The organism is Pasteurella oralis (genome assembly GCF_042681465.1).
GTDB lineage: Bacteria > Pseudomonadota > Gammaproteobacteria > Enterobacterales > Pasteurellaceae > Pasteurella > Pasteurella oralis.
In genome coordinates this window covers 136137-153276 of record NZ_JBHUFP010000005.1, presented here as the reverse complement: position 1 = coordinate 153276, position 17140 = coordinate 136137, and the positions used below count along the sequence as shown (strand labels likewise).

The 17140-nt window shown below is 36.6% G+C and carries 18 protein-coding genes and 1 riboswitch; of the genes, 10 read left to right on the top strand and 8 right to left on the bottom strand.

The window, feature by feature from the left end:
* Positions 1–22: 22 nt before the first annotated feature.
* Together purK and ACFSAV_RS04795 are read left to right on the top strand one after the other, a co-directional pair.
* The gene (purK, locus tag ACFSAV_RS04800; protein WP_379096835.1) at positions 23–1111 is read left to right on the top strand and encodes a 5-(carboxyamino)imidazole ribonucleotide synthase; all 1089 of its coding nucleotides are present in this window, start codon (positions 23–25) and stop codon (positions 1109–1111) included.
* Positions 1112–1253: 142 nt separating this feature from the next.
* Entirely contained in the window at positions 1254–2444 is a 1191-nt protein-coding gene (locus tag ACFSAV_RS04795) for an amino acid aminotransferase (RefSeq protein ID WP_379096832.1), read from the top strand.
* 63 nt (positions 2445–2507) lie between these two features.
* Here ACFSAV_RS04795 and moaE read toward each other — a convergent pair whose 3' ends face one another.
* The 3 genes from moaE to moaC are packed head-to-tail and all read right to left on the bottom strand — an operon-like array spanning position 2508 to position 3696.
* Positions 2508–2960: a molybdopterin synthase catalytic subunit MoaE gene (moaE, locus tag ACFSAV_RS04790; RefSeq protein WP_379096829.1), complete on the bottom strand. Its 453-nt coding sequence runs from the start codon at positions 2958–2960 to the stop codon at positions 2508–2510.
* On the bottom strand, positions 2961–3206 hold the full coding sequence (gene moaD, locus ACFSAV_RS04785; RefSeq protein ID WP_101775050.1) for a molybdopterin synthase sulfur carrier subunit: 246 nt from the start codon (positions 3204–3206) through the stop codon (positions 2961–2963).
* A gap of 13 nt (positions 3207–3219) precedes the next feature.
* The gene (gene moaC / locus ACFSAV_RS04780) at positions 3220–3696 is read right to left on the bottom strand and encodes a cyclic pyranopterin monophosphate synthase MoaC (protein ID WP_379096826.1); all 477 of its coding nucleotides are present in this window, start codon (positions 3694–3696) and stop codon (positions 3220–3222) included.
* Between the two features lie 319 nt (positions 3697–4015).
* Between moaC and ACFSAV_RS04775 the strand changes: the two genes are divergently transcribed.
* From ACFSAV_RS04775 to ACFSAV_RS04745, 7 genes are all read left to right on the top strand, one after another.
* A complete protein-coding gene (locus ACFSAV_RS04775) occupies positions 4016–4963 on the top strand; it encodes a tagatose 1,6-diphosphate aldolase (protein WP_379096823.1) in 948 nt (315 codons plus the stop codon).
* A gap of 11 nt (positions 4964–4974) precedes the next feature.
* On the top strand, positions 4975–6246 hold the full coding sequence (gene gatZ, locus ACFSAV_RS04770; RefSeq protein WP_101775053.1) for a tagatose-bisphosphate aldolase subunit GatZ: 1272 nt from the start codon (positions 4975–4977) through the stop codon (positions 6244–6246).
* Positions 6243–6689, top strand: a complete 447-nt coding sequence (gene gatA, locus ACFSAV_RS04765) for a PTS galactitol transporter subunit IIA (RefSeq protein WP_101775054.1) — start codon at positions 6243–6245, stop codon at positions 6687–6689. The genes gatZ and gatA overlap by 4 nt, the downstream gene beginning before the upstream one ends.
* Positions 6690–6702: 13 nt before the next feature.
* A complete protein-coding gene (gene gatB / locus ACFSAV_RS04760; protein WP_101775055.1) occupies positions 6703–6987 on the top strand; it encodes a PTS galactitol transporter subunit IIB in 285 nt (94 codons plus the stop codon).
* A 39-nt stretch (positions 6988–7026) separates the two neighbouring features.
* A complete protein-coding gene (locus ACFSAV_RS04755; protein ID WP_379096819.1) occupies positions 7027–8391 on the top strand; it encodes a PTS galactitol transporter subunit IIC in 1365 nt (454 codons plus the stop codon).
* 11 nt (positions 8392–8402) lie between these two features.
* The gene (gatD, locus tag ACFSAV_RS04750; protein ID WP_379097320.1) at positions 8403–9446 is read left to right on the top strand and encodes a galactitol-1-phosphate 5-dehydrogenase; all 1044 of its coding nucleotides are present in this window, start codon (positions 8403–8405) and stop codon (positions 9444–9446) included.
* Between the two features lie 63 nt (positions 9447–9509).
* Positions 9510–10289: a DeoR/GlpR family DNA-binding transcription regulator gene (locus tag ACFSAV_RS04745; protein ID WP_379096816.1), complete on the top strand. Its 780-nt coding sequence runs from the start codon at positions 9510–9512 to the stop codon at positions 10287–10289.
* 109 nt (positions 10290–10398) lie between these two features.
* Here the strand turns inward: ACFSAV_RS04745 and moaA are convergent, their stop codons facing one another.
* Positions 10399–11412 carry a GTP 3',8-cyclase MoaA gene (gene moaA / locus ACFSAV_RS04740; protein WP_379096813.1) on the bottom strand — a complete coding sequence of 338 codons (1014 nt, stop codon included), beginning with the start codon at positions 11410–11412 and terminating at the stop codon, positions 10399–10401.
* Positions 11401–11550, bottom strand: a riboswitch (molybdenum cofactor riboswitch). It overlaps the preceding gene by 12 nt.
* A 212-nt stretch (positions 11551–11762) precedes the next feature.
* On the opposite strand from moaA, the gene ACFSAV_RS04735 reads away from it, so the two are divergent.
* Positions 11763–12695, top strand: coding sequence for a gluconeogenesis factor YvcK family protein (locus ACFSAV_RS04735; protein ID WP_379096810.1), 933 nt, complete (start codon positions 11763–11765; stop codon positions 12693–12695).
* A 56-nt stretch (positions 12696–12751) separates the two neighbouring features.
* On the opposite strand, the gene ACFSAV_RS04730 is transcribed toward ACFSAV_RS04735, so the two are convergent.
* From ACFSAV_RS04730 to pheS, 4 genes are all read right to left on the bottom strand, one after another.
* A complete protein-coding gene (locus ACFSAV_RS04730; protein WP_101775061.1) occupies positions 12752–13240 on the bottom strand; it encodes a C40 family peptidase in 489 nt (162 codons plus the stop codon).
* Positions 13241–13316: 76 nt separating this feature from the next.
* A complete protein-coding gene (locus tag ACFSAV_RS04725) occupies positions 13317–13613 on the bottom strand; it encodes an integration host factor subunit alpha (RefSeq protein WP_101775062.1) in 297 nt (98 codons plus the stop codon).
* A 3-nt stretch (positions 13614–13616) separates the two neighbouring features.
* Complete coding sequence (gene pheT / locus ACFSAV_RS04720; RefSeq protein WP_379096806.1) at positions 13617–16004, bottom strand: phenylalanine--tRNA ligase subunit beta; 2388 nt, start codon at positions 16002–16004, stop codon at positions 13617–13619.
* A gap of 112 nt (positions 16005–16116) precedes the next feature.
* On the bottom strand, positions 16117–17100 hold the full coding sequence (pheS, locus tag ACFSAV_RS04715; RefSeq protein ID WP_379096803.1) for a phenylalanine--tRNA ligase subunit alpha: 984 nt from the start codon (positions 17098–17100) through the stop codon (positions 16117–16119).
* Positions 17101–17140 lie beyond the last annotated feature (40 nt).

The window sequence follows — 17140 nt, the reverse complement described above, 5'->3', positions numbered from 1 at the left end:
CTTTCCAAAATGGTTTTTTGATATGCAAAAAAGTGCTTTATATCCAACAGTTTATGTTTTAGGCAATGGTCAATTAGGTCGAATGTTACGTTATGCTGGCGCGCCTTTAGATATTGATGTACAACCACTTGCTTTTGATGCGCCTATATTTGATTTGCCGCAGGACAGTATCATCACAGCAGAAATTGAACGTTGGGAAAAAACACCGCTAACAGAAATGTTAGGTCATCATGATAAATTTGTAAATCAAAGTGTATTTGGACGTTTAGCTGATCGTTTATTGCAAAAATCATTACTTGATGAATTGAATTTGCCTACCTCGCCTTGGTGTTTATTGGTACAACCAACACAATGGCAACACGTATTTAATGATATTGGTGAAAAAGTTGTGGTAAAGCGCCGCATGGGAGGGTATGACGGACGCGGACAATGGATAATTACTCATGAAAACCAAGCGATAATTAGCGATGAGTTATATGACGAAACGATCGTTGAGAAATTTATTCCTTTTGATTACGAAATCTCTCTTGTTGGGGCGAGATTTAGAAATGGAGAAACGCGCTTCTACCCTGTTACGCATAATTTACAACAAAATGGCATTTTACGTTATAGCATCGTTGATACACAGTCCCTACAACAATCACAACAGCAGCTTCAAGCAGAAAGTATGTTGAGTAAAATTATGCATAAACTTGATTATATTGGTGTAATGGCGATGGAATGCTTTGTGGTTGGTGATCAACTATTGATTAATGAGCTAGCGCCTCGTGTTCATAACAGCGGACACTGGACGCAATTAGGCTGCACTATAAGTCAATTTGAATTACATTTAAGAGCTTTACTTGATTTACCAACGCCTGAACTTAGCCTGCTAGCGCCAAGTGTCATGGTAAATTTAATTGGGACTGAACATAATCAAGCTTGGTTAAATATACCATTTGCTCAATTGCACTGGTATGGCAAAGAAGTTCGTCTGGGGCGTAAAGTTGGTCATATTAATCTAGCTCATACCGATAAAAATGTATTGCTGATGAGTTTAGAAAAACTTGGTAATGAACTTCCTACAGATTATAATTCTGGTTTAAATTGGATACTCAAAAAACTAAAATAATTAAATTAATAACTTAATTTTTAATATATTTTCTAAAAAATAGAATTAAAAATTGAATCTTTTTAAACTGAGCTTGCTAATGTTGATTTCCTACAGTATAACTAGCTCACTGATCACTAAACACAACATTAAGGATGTAATTATGTTTGAAAATATTAGCGCAGCACCTGCTGATCCTATTTTAGGCTTAGGTGAATCATTTAAAGCCGAAACGCGCGATAATAAAATCAATCTTGGTATTGGTGTTTATAAAGATGCGCACGGCAATACACCAATTATGCGTGCAGTCAAAGAAGCTGAAAAACGCTTATTTGATCTTGAAATGACCAAAAATTATTTAGCTATTGATGGTGTCGCAGAATTCAATGCTCGTACGAAAGAATTGTTATTTGGCACTGATTCAGATGTCGTTAAGCAAGGTCGTGCTAAAACGGTGCAAAGTTTAGGGGGGACTGGCGCATTACGTATTGCGGCAGAGTTTATTAAACGCCAAACGAAATCACAAAACGTTTGGATTAGTACTCCAACTTGGCCAAATCATAACGCCATTTTTAATGCAGTTGGTATGACAATTCGTGAATATCGTTATTATGATGCTGAAAATAAATGTCTTGATTGGGATAATTTAATTGCTGATTTAAATAACGCAGGTGAAGGTGACGTCGTATTATTCCATGGCTGTTGTCATAACCCAACAGGAATTGATCCAACACCAGCACAATGGCAACAACTTGCTGAGATGTCAGCGGAGAAAGGTTGGTTACCATTATTTGACTTTGCTTACCAAGGCTTTGCTAATGGTTTAGAAGAAGATGCTTTTGGTTTACGTACCTTTGCTAAAAATCATAAAGAACTATTAGTCGCCAGTTCTTATTCAAAAAACTTTGGTTTATATAGCGAACGTGTTGGTGCATTTACGCTAGTTGCGGAAAATGAAGCTATTGCTGCAACGGCATTAACACAAGTGAAAACGATTATTCGTACTCTCTACTCTAACCCAGCCTCTCATGGTGCAGCAACAGTGTCTATCGTGTTGAATGATGACAAGTTACGTGCAGAATGGGCTGATGAATTAGCAGAAATGCGCGATCGTATTAAACAAATGCGTAGTCAATTTGTGGAATTATTGAAAGAATTTGGTGCACAACGTGATTTTAGCTTCATTATTGATCAAAATGGTATGTTCTCATTCTGTGGTTTGAATCCAGAACAAATGGATCGTTTAAAAGACGAATTTGCGATTTATGCAGTGCGTTCTGGCCGTATCAATGTGGCGGGAATTACCGAAGATAACATTCGTTATCTCTGTGAAAGTATTGGTAAAGTTCTATAAACATTGCAGACTATAAAATAAAGAACCGCACAATAAAAGTGCGGTTCTTTTTTCAAAATTTTGTTACCAACGTGCTAATGCTTTTTGATCAGAGTCACGACTTTCAATCCAACGCTCCCCTTTATCGGTCTGCTCTTTTTTCCAAAAAGGCGCTCTACTTTTCAGAAAATCCATGATGAACTCATTGGCTTGATACGCATCGCCTCGATGTGCAGAACTGACCCCAACTAATACAATTTCATCGCCAGTATGTAATTGTCCAACACGATGGATCACAGATATGCGTTGAATATCCCAACGAGCTTTAGCCTGTTCTACAATTTCGCTTAACGCTTTTTCAGTCATGGCTGGATAATGTTCAAGATATAAACTGGAAACAGAATCACCTAAATTTAAATCACGCACTTTTCCAACAAAAATAACTGTTGCACCTACCGAGCTTTGCTCAGATAACCAGTGATAAGCCGCATTTTGGTCAAACTCTTGCTCTTGCACTGCTATTTGAATCTCACACATTTAACCTCCCGTGACAGGTGGGAAAAACGCAATTTCATCACCAGATTGAACTTGACTGTCTAATGACATCAAAGTTTGATTAATCGCCACTAATAATTTCTCTTTTTCCAATGCTAATGCCCAACGTTCACCTTTTTCAGATAAATATGCCCGCACTTCTTCTGCTGTAGTAAAGGTTGAAGGTAACTCAATTTCATCAATGCCAATTAGTTCTCTAGTCTGAGCAAAAAACAATATTTTTAACATTCGGTTTTCCCTGTTATTCCGCAATAAAGTGCCCTGATTTACCACCACGTTTTTCTAATAAACGCACCTGTTCAATCACAATATCTTTTTGTACAGCTTTACACATATCATAAATCGTCAACGCTGCAACACTTGCTGCTGTTAATGCTTCCATTTCAACCCCAGTTTTCCCAGTCAGTTTACAAAGACTTTCAATACGAACTTGATGGGTATCCATTAATGGTGTGAGTGTGACTTCGACTTTTGACAGTAATAATGGGTGGCAAAGCGGAATTAACTCCCAAGTCCGCTTTGCTGCTTGAATACCAGCAATACGTGCTGTAGCAAACACATCACCTTTATGATGTTGACCAGACATAATCATAGTCAATGTTTCTTGTGACATCGTCACTAAAGCTTCTGCTCGTGCTTCACGAATCGTTTCTTGTTTGGTCGACACATCTACCATGTTGGCTTCGCCGTGACTATTAATATGTGTAAATGTTGTCATAGTTACCCATCACATGATTATTTGGATGCATATAGAAATCCTTATGAAAATCTGCTCCAGAATGGAGGCAAAGAAGTACAAACCACACAGATAAAATTGGAGCTATTCTAACATACAAAAGGATATCAAAAAACTCATTCAAACACTCAATTGCTATTTCTATACTTTTGCCTATAACTAAAAATTTCGAATTCTTTTGAATTATTTCGATATTTTGTGATCAATATCTCAAATTTAAACTTTTGTTCTTTTTCAAAAAGAAAAGTAGCATTATTGTTATTTCGAAATATTTCGAAAGGTGATCATATAGGAGAAAACAATGGTAAATATGAAACAGCAAAGACTTAGTAAGCTATATGGGACAGAAAGAATATTCCGTGCACTAGCAATTGATCAACGTGGTGCACTAAAAAAGATGTTGGGTAAACATGCCACAAATGAGCAATTACAAGCTTTCAAAGGGCTAGTTTCAAAAAACCTAACTGCTTATGCCTCAGCAATTCTACTAGACCCTGAATATGGATGGCAAGCTGCGGATTTAAAAGACTCAAATTGTGGCCTAATCATGGCCTATGAGAAAACTGGATATGATAAAAATAAAGTTGGGCGTTTACCTGATTTAATTGATGATGTATCAGTGAAAAGCCTCAAAGACAAAGGTGCAGATGCTGTTAAATTGCTTTTATATTTTGATGTTGATGAAAGTAATGAAATCAATAATATCAAAAAGACTTTTGTAGAACGGGTTGGTTCAGAATGTGTTGCTGAGGAAATTCCTTTCTTTCTAGAAATTCTGACTTATGATACTAATGTTTCGGATAAAAAAGAATTTTCGAAATTGAAACCTAGAAAAGTCAATGAAGCAATGAAAATATTTTCTGCTCCCCGTTTCAATGTTGATGTATTAAAAGTAGAAGTCCCAGTTGACATGAATTTTGTTCAAGGATTTGGGGAAGAATATGTGTATAGCCAGCTTGAAGCAAAAGAATATTTTCAACAACAAAGTAAAGCAACTCACCTACCATTTATTTTTTTAAGTGCTGGCGTTTCGCCAAAACTATTCCAAGAAACATTAGAGTTTGCTAAACAAGCTAATTCAACTTTTAATGGCGTCTTATGTGGACGAGCGACTTGGGCAGGTGCGGCTGATATATTTAAACAAACAGGTTCAGCTGATGCAGAAAAATGGTTGCAACAAGAGGGCGTTAAAAATATTAATGAGCTAAATCAAGTATTAAGTCAAACAGCAAGCGCAGTAAAAGTATAGAGGGAATAAAAATGGAAAAATTGTTGAAAAGACATAAAGCCAATGAATTAGTTGGTATCACATCTATTTGTTCTGCTCATCCTTTAGTAATTGAGGCCGCTTTACATTTTGATTTAAATACGCAAAATGATGTTCTCATTGAAGCAACATCCAACCAAGTTAATCAATTTGGTGGCTATACAGGCATGCGCCCAATTGATTTCAAAAATTTTGTATACAGTATTGCTGAAAAAATAGGTTTTCCTAAACAGCGCATTATCTTAGGCGGAGATCATTTGGGTCCAAATTGTTGGCAAAATGAACCCGCAGCAGTTGCAATGGAAAAAGCAAAAGAGTTAGTTGTTGAATATGCTAAAGCTGGTTTTAGCAAAATCCATTTAGATGCTTCAATGTCCTGTTTTGATGACCCGACTCCTCTTACAGCAGAGGCTATCGCAGAACGAGCGGCTGAATTATGTTTAGCCATTGAAACTTCACTTCCTCAACAGCAATATACTAACATCACTTATATTATTGGCACAGAAGTGCCAGTTCCAGGAGGAGAATCTCATACAATTTCAACTGTTGAAGTTACGACTGTGGAAAGTGCAAAAGAGACTATTGAAACGCATCGTATAGCCTTTGAAAAACGCGGATTACAAGATGCTTTTAAGCGCATTATTGGTTTAGTCGTTCAACCTGGAGTGGAGTTTGATCATTCTAATGTCATTTTATACCGACCAGAGTTTGCGAAAGAACTATCAAATTTTATTGAACAAACTCCTTATATTTTCGAAGCCCATTCTACAGATTATCAAACGCCAGCGGTTTATCGAAATTTAGTCAAAGATCATTTCGCTATCTTAAAAGTAGGGCCAGCTCTTACTTTTGCTTTACGTGAAGCATTATTTGCTTTAGCTAAAATTGAAGATAGATTAATTTCACCAGAGAAGAAAAGTTATCTACTTGATATTGTTGATCAAGTTATGCAGGATAACCCCAAGTATTGGAGTAAATACTATTCTGAACAACATTCAAAAGCCATGATTGATCTCTATTTTAGTTTATCAGATCGAATTCGTTATTATTGGCCAAATGAACGTATTAATTCAGCAGTTGAAAAACTCATTGATAATTTATTAAAAGAGAAAATTCCTTTAGGTTTATTAAGTCAATATTTACCTGAACAATATCGTAAGGTCGTACAGCAAAAAATTGAAGCAACCCCTACCGCACTTATTTTAGACAAAATTCAACAAGTCCTAACAGATTATGCTTATGGTTGTTATGGAGGCGTAGAATGACCACTAAACTATTCATTAATACGAATATTGAATTTATGGGTACCGATGATGCTCTTAATCACCTTGCAGATACTTTTATTGCCCAAGGAATAGTGAAAGAAAGTTACCGTAAAGCAATCTTTGAACGCGAATTAGAATTTCCAACAGGTATTGCATTAGAACAACATGCTGTTGCAATTCCCCATTGTGATGCAGAACACGCACTACAACCAGCAATCTATTTTATTCGTCCAGTAAAAACGGTGAAATTTAACCGTCCTGATGAAGATGGTACTGTTGATGCTGAATTAATTATTGCATTGGTTGTAACTGATCCTAGAGAACAACTTACATTACTACGTAATTTATTTGGCAAATTACAACATGCTGAATTTATTGAAACGCTTATTAAATCTTCGAAGCAAGATTTATTAAGCATTATTAAAGAAAACTTTTTGCTTTAATTAGGAGATGAACATGAAAAAGAAAGTCATTGTTGCTTGTGGTGGTGCTGTTGCAACTTCAACTTTAGCTGCTGAAGAAATTAAAGAGCTATGTGCAGAAAATGATATTGAACTGGAACTTGTTCAATGCCGCATTAACGAAATTGCCAGTTATATTGATGGCGTAGATTTAATTTGTACGACTTCTAAAGTCACCCAAGATTTTGGTGATATTCCATTAGTTCATGGCATGCCATTTGTTTCCGGTGTAGGTATTGATGAATTAAAAGAAAAAATCACCAATATTTTAAAAGACTAATTTTCACTTAGTAGTATAACAACTCATAAGGAGTAAGCTATGTTTACTGAAGTTATGCAATATATTTTAGATCTTGGTCCTGCTGTTATGCTACCAGTATTGATTATATTATTTTCATTAATTTTAGGGATGAAATTTGGAGAGTCTTTCAAAGCTGGTTTGCAAATCGGTATTGGTTTTGTTGGAATTGGGTTAGTCATTGGTTTAATGTTAGATAGCATTGGTCCTGCTGCTAAAGCAATGGCACATACTTTTGATATTAAACTTAATGTTATTGATCTTGGTTGGCCTGGTGCCTCACCTATCACATGGGCATCACAAATTGCGTTGATCGCAATTCCAATTGCTATTGTTACGAATATCATCATGCTTGTATTAAAAATGACCCGTGTCGTTAATGTGGATATTTGGAATATTTGGCATATGACATTCACTGGGGCATTGGTACATATTGCAACAGGATCATATTGGTTAGGTATTTTAGGTGTGATTATTCATGCCGCATTTGCTTATAAACTAGGTGATTGGTTTAGCCGTGATACAAGAAATTACTTTGAATTAGAAGGAATTGCTATTCCACATGGTACTTCTGCTTATTTAGGACCAATCGCAGTATTAGTGGATACTATAATTGAAAAAATCCCAGGTTTAAACAAAATTCATTTCTCCGCAGATGATTTACAAAAACGTTTTGGAACATTAGGTGAACCAGTTACCGTAGGCTTTATTATGGGGATTGTTATTGGTGTATTAGCAGGCTATTCTGTTAAAGATACATTACAACTTGCCATTAAAACTGCCGCTATCATGTTACTAATGCCACGAGTAATTAAGCCGATTATGGATGGTTTAACACCAATTGCTAGACACTCTCGTAAGAAATTACAAGCTAAATTTGGCGGTGAAGAATTCCTAATTGGTTTAGATCCTGCATTACTACTTGGTCATACATCAGTTGTATCTGCAAGCCTTATCTTTATTCCACTGACTATTTTAATTGCTGTACTGTTACCAACAAACCAAGTTTTACCATTCGGTGATTTGGCTACTATCGGTTTCTTCGTTGCAATGGCAGTTGCAGTACACCAAGGAAATCTATTTAGAACACTTATTTCAGGTACCATAATCATGTCAATCACTTTATGGATCGCCACGCAAACTATTGCGCTCAATACACAATTAGCTGCAAATGCGGGTACATTAAAAGCAGGCGAACAAGTAGCCTCTATGGACCAAGGTGGCTCACCAGTAACCTATTTATTAATCCAATTATTAACTTGGGAAAATATTGCTGGTTTAGTTGTTATCGGAATCATTTATTCTCTTGGTGTCTTCTTGACATGGCGCAGAGCAAAAGCTGGTGAACAAGCAGACCGAGCAGCACAAAGTGCGGTTGAAAAATAAGGAGTTTTATGATGAAAGCCGCTGTTGTACAAGAAAATCGCAAATTGATTCTTGCTGATATTGATAAACCAAGCATAACTCATCCTGATGATGTCTTAGTTAAAGTTAAATATTCTGGAGTATGTGGCTCAGATATTCCACGTGTATTTCATCATGGCACTCATTTTTATCCTATTGTATTAGGTCATGAATTTTGTGGAATAGTAGAAGATTTTGGTGAAAACGTGACGGAAATAAATAAAGGAGACTATGTAGTCTGCGCTCCTCTGCTTCCGTGCTTCCATTGCCCTGAATGTGAAAAAGGATTCTACTCGCTTTGTAAAAATTACAGTTTTATCGGTTCGCGCTGTAATGGTGCAAATGCCGAATACGTTAAAATGAACAAAGCTAACGCAGTAAAAGTTTCGCCTGATTCGGTTGCATTACATAATACCTTTATCGAACCAATCACTGTAGGGCTTCATGCAATCCACCTTGCAGAAGGCTGTGAAAATAAAAATGTTATTATCATCGGAGCAGGAACAATCGGGTTATTAGCTGCACAAGCTGCAAAAGCTTTAGGCGCTAAAACAGTATCTATTATTGATATTAATCCAGATAAACTCAATTTGGCTAAGGAATTAGGTGTTGATTTTGTGTTTAATTCAGCAGAATTAGATGCTGAACAGATTTATCAACAATTCGAGCCATATCGTTTTGATCAACTGCTTCTTGAAACAGCAGGAGTTCCACAAACTGTTGAATTAGCTATTCAAATTTCGGGGCCTAAGGCACAGGTTGCGCTCATTGGCACATTGCACAATGATTTAAACCTAAATCAAAAAGTATTTGGGCTTATTTTGCGTAGAGAACTTTGTATTTTAGGTTCTTGGATGAATTACTCTAAGCCATGGCCTGGTGAAGAGTGGAATCAAGCCGTTAACTTAGTGCAACAAGGAAAAATTCAATTTGAACCACTTATTGCCTCAATAAACCATTTAGAAGATTTCATTGAAGAAGTAAAGCGTTTAGATGGTAACGCAATGAATGGAAAAATTATGTTGAAATTCGATTAAAAGAGAAGATAATAAAAAGCGTGTGAAACTTTCATACGCTTTTATTTATTATAAGGAATAATTATGAACACTTTTGAAAGGAGAAAAGAAATACTTGAACTATTACATGAACAAGGTAGTGTTGTAGTTACTGATTTAGCAAAACGTTTTAATATTTCAGAAGTATCCATTCGAGCCGATTTACGTATTTTAGAAGAACAAAAACGTTTAGTTCGTTTCCATGGTGGCGCAGGTCTACTACAATTCCATACAGAGCAAGTATTCTCAGAACAAGAAGAAACTAAACTAGATGATCGTTATTCTCTTTCGTCTGATCCAAAATCCCATATTGCAAAGCTCGCAGTAAGCCTCATCAAGGAAGGAGATACTATCATTCTTGATAGTGGCAGTACGACAATGATGATTGCGATAGAATTACTTAGAATCAAGAATATTACTGTTATTACAAATAATCTTCCTGCCGCCGCACTACTTTCTGATTCACCAGAAATAACGTTGGTCGTTTGTGGAGGCTATGTAAGACACAAAACAAGATCCATGCACGGTAGTATTGCTGAAAATACGTTAAAAGGAATTCGAGCAGATATTATGTTTGTTGGTGCTGATGGTGTTGACCCTCATATTGGATTAACAACGTTTAATGAAGGCTATGGAATCAGTGCTATCATGGCAAATATTTCGACAAAAGTCGTTTGTGTGGTCGATTCTACAAAATTTAATCGTAGTGGTTTTAATCTTGTTTTACCAATTAATAAAGTGGATTTATTAATTACTGATGATCAAATCTCTGAAGAAACTCAGCGGGAATTAGAGAAGCAAAATATTATAGTAAATGTTGCTTGATTTTATTCTTGATGGATAAAGTGCGGTTAATTTTTCGCACTTTTTTATTTTGGCACGTAAATAGTATAGAAGAACAAAAAGTGCGGTCAAAATTTAGAAAATTTTGAAATTAGCCACCAATACTGGCTAAATTAGCACGGACTCCGCTATCACCACTGTGTAAGAAATGATGCTCACGTTTGCCTTGTAATGCAGAATAAAGCCGCGCTTGTAACTGGCTCTGTTGTTCGTCAGATTGTAATAAATCTCGCAAGTCTACCCCTTCTTCACCAAATAAGCAAAGATGGAGTTTACCTTTAGCAGAAACTCTAAGTCGGTTACAGCTTGCACAGAAGTGCTTTTCGTAAGGCATGATTAAACCAATTTCACCTCGATAATCCGGATGTTTAAATACTTTTGCAGGACCGTCAAGTATACCTTTTGTTTGTAACACCCAACCTGTTTGCAATAATTTATCTGCTAAAACCTGTCCAGATAAATGATATTGATGGAAAAAGCGATCCATTTCGCCAGTTTGCATTAACTCAATAAAACGCATTTGAATTGGTTTATCTTTAATCCATGCCAAAAATTGTGTAAATTCTGTGTCATTAAGCTGCTTCATTAACACTGAATTGACTTTAATTTTTGCATAACCCACATCAAAAGCTCGCTCAATCCCACGAATCACATCATCAAACTTGTTCACACCAGTAATACGATGAAACATACGTGGATCAAGGCTATCAACACTGACATTAATTGAAGTCACACCTACATCACGCCATTTTTCAACGTCTTTTGCCATGCGAAATCCATTGGTCGTTAATGCAATTTGTTTGATACTTTCTATTCGCGCAATAGTTTCAACAATAGGGAGAAAATCTTTACGTAACGTCGGTTCACCACCAGTAATACGTACTTTTTCCGTTCCCATTGCAGCAAAACTGTTAACGACACGACGAATCTCATCAAGAGTTAAAAAACTTGGTTTATTCGGCTCTGGTTGGTAGCCATTTGGTAAGCAATAATTACAACGAAAATTACACATATCAGTAATTGATAAGCGTAAATAGTAGTATTGTCGCTGAAAGGCATCGACTAAACGATCATGCCCGATGTGTTTAATTGGAATAGATTGCATTTCACACCTTTCTAAAACATGAGAGGATAAACCGTTTCCAGCGTATCCCTGAATAGTATAATTTTTTATACTATTGGCATTACCACCATATTTTTTTATTAAAACGTAGGTTAAGTAAGCTCGGAGTTATGCGATAATTAAGTCATTAAATTTTTAATTTGTATTGTAAGAGATATATTCAAGCGATTGCAAACAAATAATATGATCTAACGCATAAAATAAGAAAATTCTTTAAAATCAATTATATAAATAAATACATAGCGTTATTTTTCCTACCCCATTCTGTGTACAAAAAGAACTTTACTAGGAAATAAATGTCTTTATTACAAAAATAATTCAAGGAAAACACTATGCCAGAATTTACTCGCTATACTCAATATGAAAATTTAGACCACGTTAAACATATTGTTGCTATTGGCGGTGGCCATGGTTTAGGACGTTTAATGTCAGCACTCAGTTTTATGAAGGAGCGCTTAACTGGTATTGTGACAACAACTGATAATGGCGGCTCAACAGGTCGTATTCGTTTAAATCATGGCGGTATTGCTTGGGGAGATTTGCGTAATTGCTTAAATCAAATTATTACAGAGCCAAGTACTGCTTCTGCACTATTTGAATATCGTTTTTCTGGTAGCGGCGAGCTTGCAGGTCACAATTTAGGCAACTTAATGCTTAAAGCACTCGAAAATATGCATATTCGCCCAATTGAGGCAGTTAATTTAGTACGCGATTTATTGCATGTCAAATCACATATTATCCCGATGTCAGAAAGCTCAGTTCACCTTGCAGCTATATTACAATCAGGTGCTAGTATTGTTGGAGAAGTGAGTATAGATAACCTAACAGAATTGCCTAAATCGATTTTCCTTGTACCATTAGTTCCAGCCACCCCTGAAGCAATTGCAGCTCTAAAACAAGCAGAAGTTATATTATTTGGACCGGGTAGCTTTTTAACAAGTATTTTACCACCTATTCTTTTGCCTGAAGTGATTGACACCTTACAACAAAGTCGTGCTAAAAAGATTTTCATTGATAATTTGGGCATAGAACACAGCCCTGCTGCAAACCTCACTCTTTCTGATCGCATACAATGGATTCATCATACAGTAGGTCAAGCAATTATTGATGGCGTAATTGTATCAACAAGTGCGGTCGATTTTTGCGAAAATTTGAACATCAAGGTTATGGCTCGTCCATTACATGCTAATGATATCTGTTATCGACATGATCGCACCTTATTATCAAAAGCCATTGATGATTTGATTGGTGAATTATCTGTTTAAGACTACCCTAAATCACTATACCCATTTGTGTAATAATTAAGGAACCGTAATGTTGCTTAAATACGTCTTGCTTGCCAGTACTTCTTCGACCAATAGGGGCTATTTAATGAAGAATAAATTACGCCACCTTTGGTTGAAGCGTGTAAAAATAAATCATCTTTAACATAAATACCAACATGATAGCCATTGGGTCCTCGACCTGTTTTGAAAAAAACCAAGTCGCCTGTTTGAATATCACTCTTAGCAATTAATTTACCATATTTAGCTTGTTGTGATGTCATACGTGGTAACGCAATATTAAAACGATCTAGAAATGTCTTTTGTACAAAGCCAGAACAATCAATTCCCTTTCGACTTTGTCCACCCAAACGGTAAGGAGTGCCAGCCCATTCCCTCTGCTGTTCACTCAACAATGCAATGACCATAATAGGATCATTTAACTGACCTTTATAACGAATATTATCAGTGGTTTTATTTGAACTACTACAAGCTGACAATACACACACAAAAGTGAGCAATATCAATGAGGTTAAGCAATTTTTCATTTCATGTCCTAATAAAAACCAAAGCTATCCGAGGTTTCCCATGGATAGCTTAGGATATCATTTAATTGAGAAAATTTTAGCTTTTAGGCTTCGTCTTTTCTACTCTAGCCCGTAGTTTCTGACCAGGTTTGAAAGCTACAACTCGGCGAGCAGAAACGGGTACACTTTCGCCTGTTTTGGGATTTCTACCTGGACGAGAAGCTTTATCACGTAGTTCAAAATTACCAAAACCAGAGAGCTTCACATCTTCGCCAGCCTCTAAAGCAATGCGAATTTCTTCAAAAAAATGTTCAACTAATTCTTTTGCATCGCGTTTATTTAAGTTAAATTTCTCAATTAAGTTGTCTGCGAGTTCTACTTTGGTCAGTGTCATAATTTAATCTCTCAAATAAGCATTAAAACGTTGTTTTAACTCAGATAATACAACAGAAACCACCGCGTTGATATCATCTTCCTCAAGGGTCTTTTCATTGTCTTGGATAATCAAGCTAATCGCTAAACTTTTATGTCCTTCAGCAACACCACTACCTTGGTAAACATCAAATAAATTTACTTGTGTTAATTTTTCACCAGCAACAGTTCGACAAGCATCTAGAATATCACTTGCCGCAATATCATCGGCAACAACAACCGCTAAATCACGTCGGTTAGCAGGGAAACGAGAAATTTCTTTTGCCTGAACAACATGACGAGTGGCAATTGCGCTCCAAAGAATTTCAAACGCCACTACTTTACCATTCAAACCGAGCTGTTTTGCTACATTTGGATGAAGAGTACCAATAAAACCAATCTCTTCACCATTCAACATAATCGCAGCTGATTGACCAGGATGTAATGCTGGATATGATTTTGCTATAAATTTAACCAAATTACTAGTGCCAGTAAGCGATAAAATGCTCTCTAAGTCCCCCTTGAGATCAAAGAAATCGACATTTTCTGATTTTCCAGTCCAATGCTCTACCTTTTTTGCTCCCGTAATTACTGCAGATAATACAAATTCTTGGCGAATACCGAATTCAGCTTTACTATCTGGCATAAAACGTAAACCCGTTTCAAATAAACGTACACGAGTTTGCTGACGATTTTGGTTATATTGTACCGCCCCTAATAAGCCACTTAATAAGGACAAGCGCATTGCTGACATTTCCACTGAAATTGGATTTGGTAATACAAACGCGTCTTGCTGAGGGTGTAACAAGCCTTGTATCTTTGGATCAACGAAACTATAAGTAATCGCTTCTTGATAATCTGCGTCAACCAGTGCGGTTTTAATTCGAGTTAAATCTAAATCAGCTTCTTTATGTTCGCGCATACGTAAATGAGCTAATGGCGCATTATTTGGAATACTGTTATAGCCATAGATACGTGCTACTTCTTCAATTAAATCTTCTTCAATTTCAATATCAAAACGCCAACTTGCAGAAGTAACAGTCCAAACATCATTGGCATAACTGACCTGTAAGCCTAAACGTTCAAAAATGTCTGTAACAATTTCAGTTTCAATATAATGCCCTAATAAAGAATCTAATTTTTCACGATGTAATTTCACTTGATTCAGTTTTGGCAGATATGCAGGATTTGTTACTTCACAAATTTCACCAGCCTCACCACCACAAATTTCTATTAGAAGCGCAGTTGCTCTCTCCATTGCTTTACGCGGTAATTCAAAATCAACACCTCGCTCAAAACGATGAGAAGAATCAGTATGTAATCCATATTGCCTTGCACGACCAGCAATTGCCAATGGCGCAAAGAAAGCCGCTTCTAAAATTATATCTTTTGTTTCACTATTAACACCACTTACTGCACCACCAAAAATACCTGCCATTGCTAATGGACCATTTTGATCTGCAATTAATAACGTATTATCTTTTAATTTTGCAGTTGAGCCATCTAACAATACTAATTCTTCACCTACTTTTGCCATACGTACTTGTACTGGTTGTGCGACTTTAGTTGCATCAAATGCGTGCATTGGCTGTCCAAGTTCTAACAAAATATAGTTAGTAATATCAACCACAGGATCAATTGAACGAATACCACAACGACGTAATTTTTCCTGCATCCATATTGGTGATTGGGCTTTCACATTGATATTTTTCACTGCACGTAATAAATAACGAGGACAGGCTTCTGGTGCTGAAACCTCAATTGCCACTTTATCCATAATAGTCGGTTGGATTGGTGTAAAGTGCGGTACATTTAGTGCAAGTTTATTGATGACTCCTACTTCACGGGCAATACCTACCATGCTTAAACAATCTGCACGGTTTGGCGTTAAGCTAATTTCAATACTGTTATCATCTAGTTGTAAGTATTCCCGTAAATTTATACCAATTGGCGCATCTTGTGGTAATTCAATGATGCCACTTGCATCAACATCAATGCCTAATTCACTAAATGAACACAACATCCCTTCAGAAGGTTGACCACGTAATTTGGTTTTCTTTATTTTGAAATCACCTGGCAGTATTGCACCATCAGTAGCACAAGCCACTTTTAACCCCTGACGACAATTTGGTGCACCACAAACAATATCTAATAAACGCTCCCCACCCACATTCACTTTCGTTACACGTAATTTATCGGCATCAGGGTGTTGGCTACATTCCACAACTTCACCGACTACAACACCAGTAAAATCACCTGCTACCTTTTCCACGCCATCGACTTCTAAACCAAGCATCGTGATTTGATCACATAACTGTTCGGTGCTAATTGCTGGATTAACCCACTCACGCACCCATAATTCACTGAATTTCATGCTATTAACCTTTTTTATTTTTTATAAGCGCTTTATTGATTAAGCCCTAAAAATTGCTGTTAATTCTAATTGGCAAACGGATGAGTCTGCCCTGCGGTTTCATCTAACTAGTTTATTTAAATTGCTTCAAGAAACGTAAGTCGTTTTCAAAGAATGAACGTAAATCTGTGACATTGTAACGAAGCATGGTTAAACGCTCCACTCCCATGCCTACCGCAAAACCAGAATATTCATTTGGATCAATACCTACATTACGTAGTACATTTGGATGAACCATGCCGCAGCCTAAGACTTCTAACCATTTACCATTTTTTCCCATCACATCCACTTCCGCAGAAGGTTCTGTAAATGGAAAATATGATGGGCGGAAGCGAACTTGTAAATCTTCTTCAAAAAATGCGCGTAAGAAATCATGTAATAAGCCTTTTAACTCTGTAAAGTTAGCTTTTTTATCAACATAAAGTAATTCAATCTGGTGAAACATTGGCGTATGGGTTTGATCATAGTCGTTACGATAAACACGTCCTGGCGCCATAATACGAATTGGCGGTTGCATTTTTTCCATGGTACGAATTTGTACTCCAGAAGTTTGGGTACGTAACAATAATTCAGGGTTAAACCAGAAAGTATCATGATCAGCACGAGCTGGGTGGTGTTTAGGAATATTTAATGCATCGAAATTGTAATAGTCACTTTCAATTTCAGGTCCGCTTTCGACAGAAAAGCCCAACTCAGAAAAGAATTTTGTCACACGATCGATTGTAATAGTGACAGGGTGTAGTCCACCTGTTTCGACTTTACGCCCTGGCAAGCTTACATCAATTTTTTCTTTTATTAACTGGGCATTTAGCTCTGCGGCTTCAAGCTGTGCTTTTTTTTCATTAAGTGCATTTTGTGCAACTTGCTTGGCGTCATTAATTTTTTGCCCTACCGCTGGACGTTCTTCTGGTGAAATATCTCTCAGCCCTTGCATTAAGGCAGTAAATGGTCCTTTTTTACCAAAATATTCAACACGAATAGCATCTAATACTTTGCCATCTTCCGCACGAGCAATCGCATCCAATGCTTGCGCGGTAATTTGTTCTAGGTTTTGCATACCTGTCCTCTAAAAATTCAATTATGCGGTGAAAAATACT

Excerpts from the sequence above, each read along its gene's own strand:
- ACFSAV_RS04755 (WP_379096819.1), top strand. The coding sequence starts at position 7,027 with ATGTTTACTGAAGTTATGCAATATATTTTAGATCTTGGTCCTGCTGTT.
- ACFSAV_RS04745 (WP_379096816.1), top strand. The coding sequence starts at position 9,510 with ATGAACACTTTTGAAAGGAGAAAAGAAATACTTGAACTATTACATGAA.
- moaA (WP_379096813.1), bottom strand. The coding sequence starts at position 11,412 with ATGCAATCTATTCCAATTAAACACATCGGGCATGATCGTTTAGTCGAT.
- ACFSAV_RS04775 (WP_379096823.1), top strand. The coding sequence starts at position 4,016 with ATGGTAAATATGAAACAGCAAAGACTTAGTAAGCTATATGGGACAGAA.
- gatZ (WP_101775053.1), top strand. The coding sequence starts at position 4,975 with ATGGAAAAATTGTTGAAAAGACATAAAGCCAATGAATTAGTTGGTATC.
- purK (WP_379096835.1), top strand. The coding sequence starts at position 23 with ATGCAAAAAAGTGCTTTATATCCAACAGTTTATGTTTTAGGCAATGGT.
- gatD (WP_379097320.1), top strand. The coding sequence starts at position 8,403 with ATGAAAGCCGCTGTTGTACAAGAAAATCGCAAATTGATTCTTGCTGAT.
- moaE (WP_379096829.1), bottom strand. The coding sequence starts at position 2,960 with ATGTGTGAGATTCAAATAGCAGTGCAAGAGCAAGAGTTTGACCAAAAT.
- pheS (WP_379096803.1), bottom strand. The coding sequence starts at position 17,100 with ATGCAAAACCTAGAACAAATTACCGCGCAAGCATTGGATGCGATTGCT.
- ACFSAV_RS04725 (WP_101775062.1), bottom strand. The coding sequence starts at position 13,613 with ATGACACTGACCAAAGTAGAACTCGCAGACAACTTAATTGAGAAATTT.
- moaC (WP_379096826.1), bottom strand. The coding sequence starts at position 3,696 with ATGACAACATTTACACATATTAATAGTCACGGCGAAGCCAACATGGTA.
- ACFSAV_RS04795 (WP_379096832.1), top strand. The coding sequence starts at position 1,254 with ATGTTTGAAAATATTAGCGCAGCACCTGCTGATCCTATTTTAGGCTTA.
- pheT (WP_379096806.1), bottom strand. The coding sequence starts at position 16,004 with ATGAAATTCAGTGAATTATGGGTGCGTGAGTGGGTTAATCCAGCAATT.
- ACFSAV_RS04730 (WP_101775061.1), bottom strand. The coding sequence starts at position 13,240 with ATGAAAAATTGCTTAACCTCATTGATATTGCTCACTTTTGTGTGTGTA.
- ACFSAV_RS04735 (WP_379096810.1), top strand. The coding sequence starts at position 11,763 with ATGCCAGAATTTACTCGCTATACTCAATATGAAAATTTAGACCACGTT.
- gatA (WP_101775054.1), top strand. The coding sequence starts at position 6,243 with ATGACCACTAAACTATTCATTAATACGAATATTGAATTTATGGGTACC.
- moaD (WP_101775050.1), bottom strand. The coding sequence starts at position 3,206 with ATGTTAAAAATATTGTTTTTTGCTCAGACTAGAGAACTAATTGGCATT.
- gatB (WP_101775055.1), top strand. The coding sequence starts at position 6,703 with ATGAAAAAGAAAGTCATTGTTGCTTGTGGTGGTGCTGTTGCAACTTCA.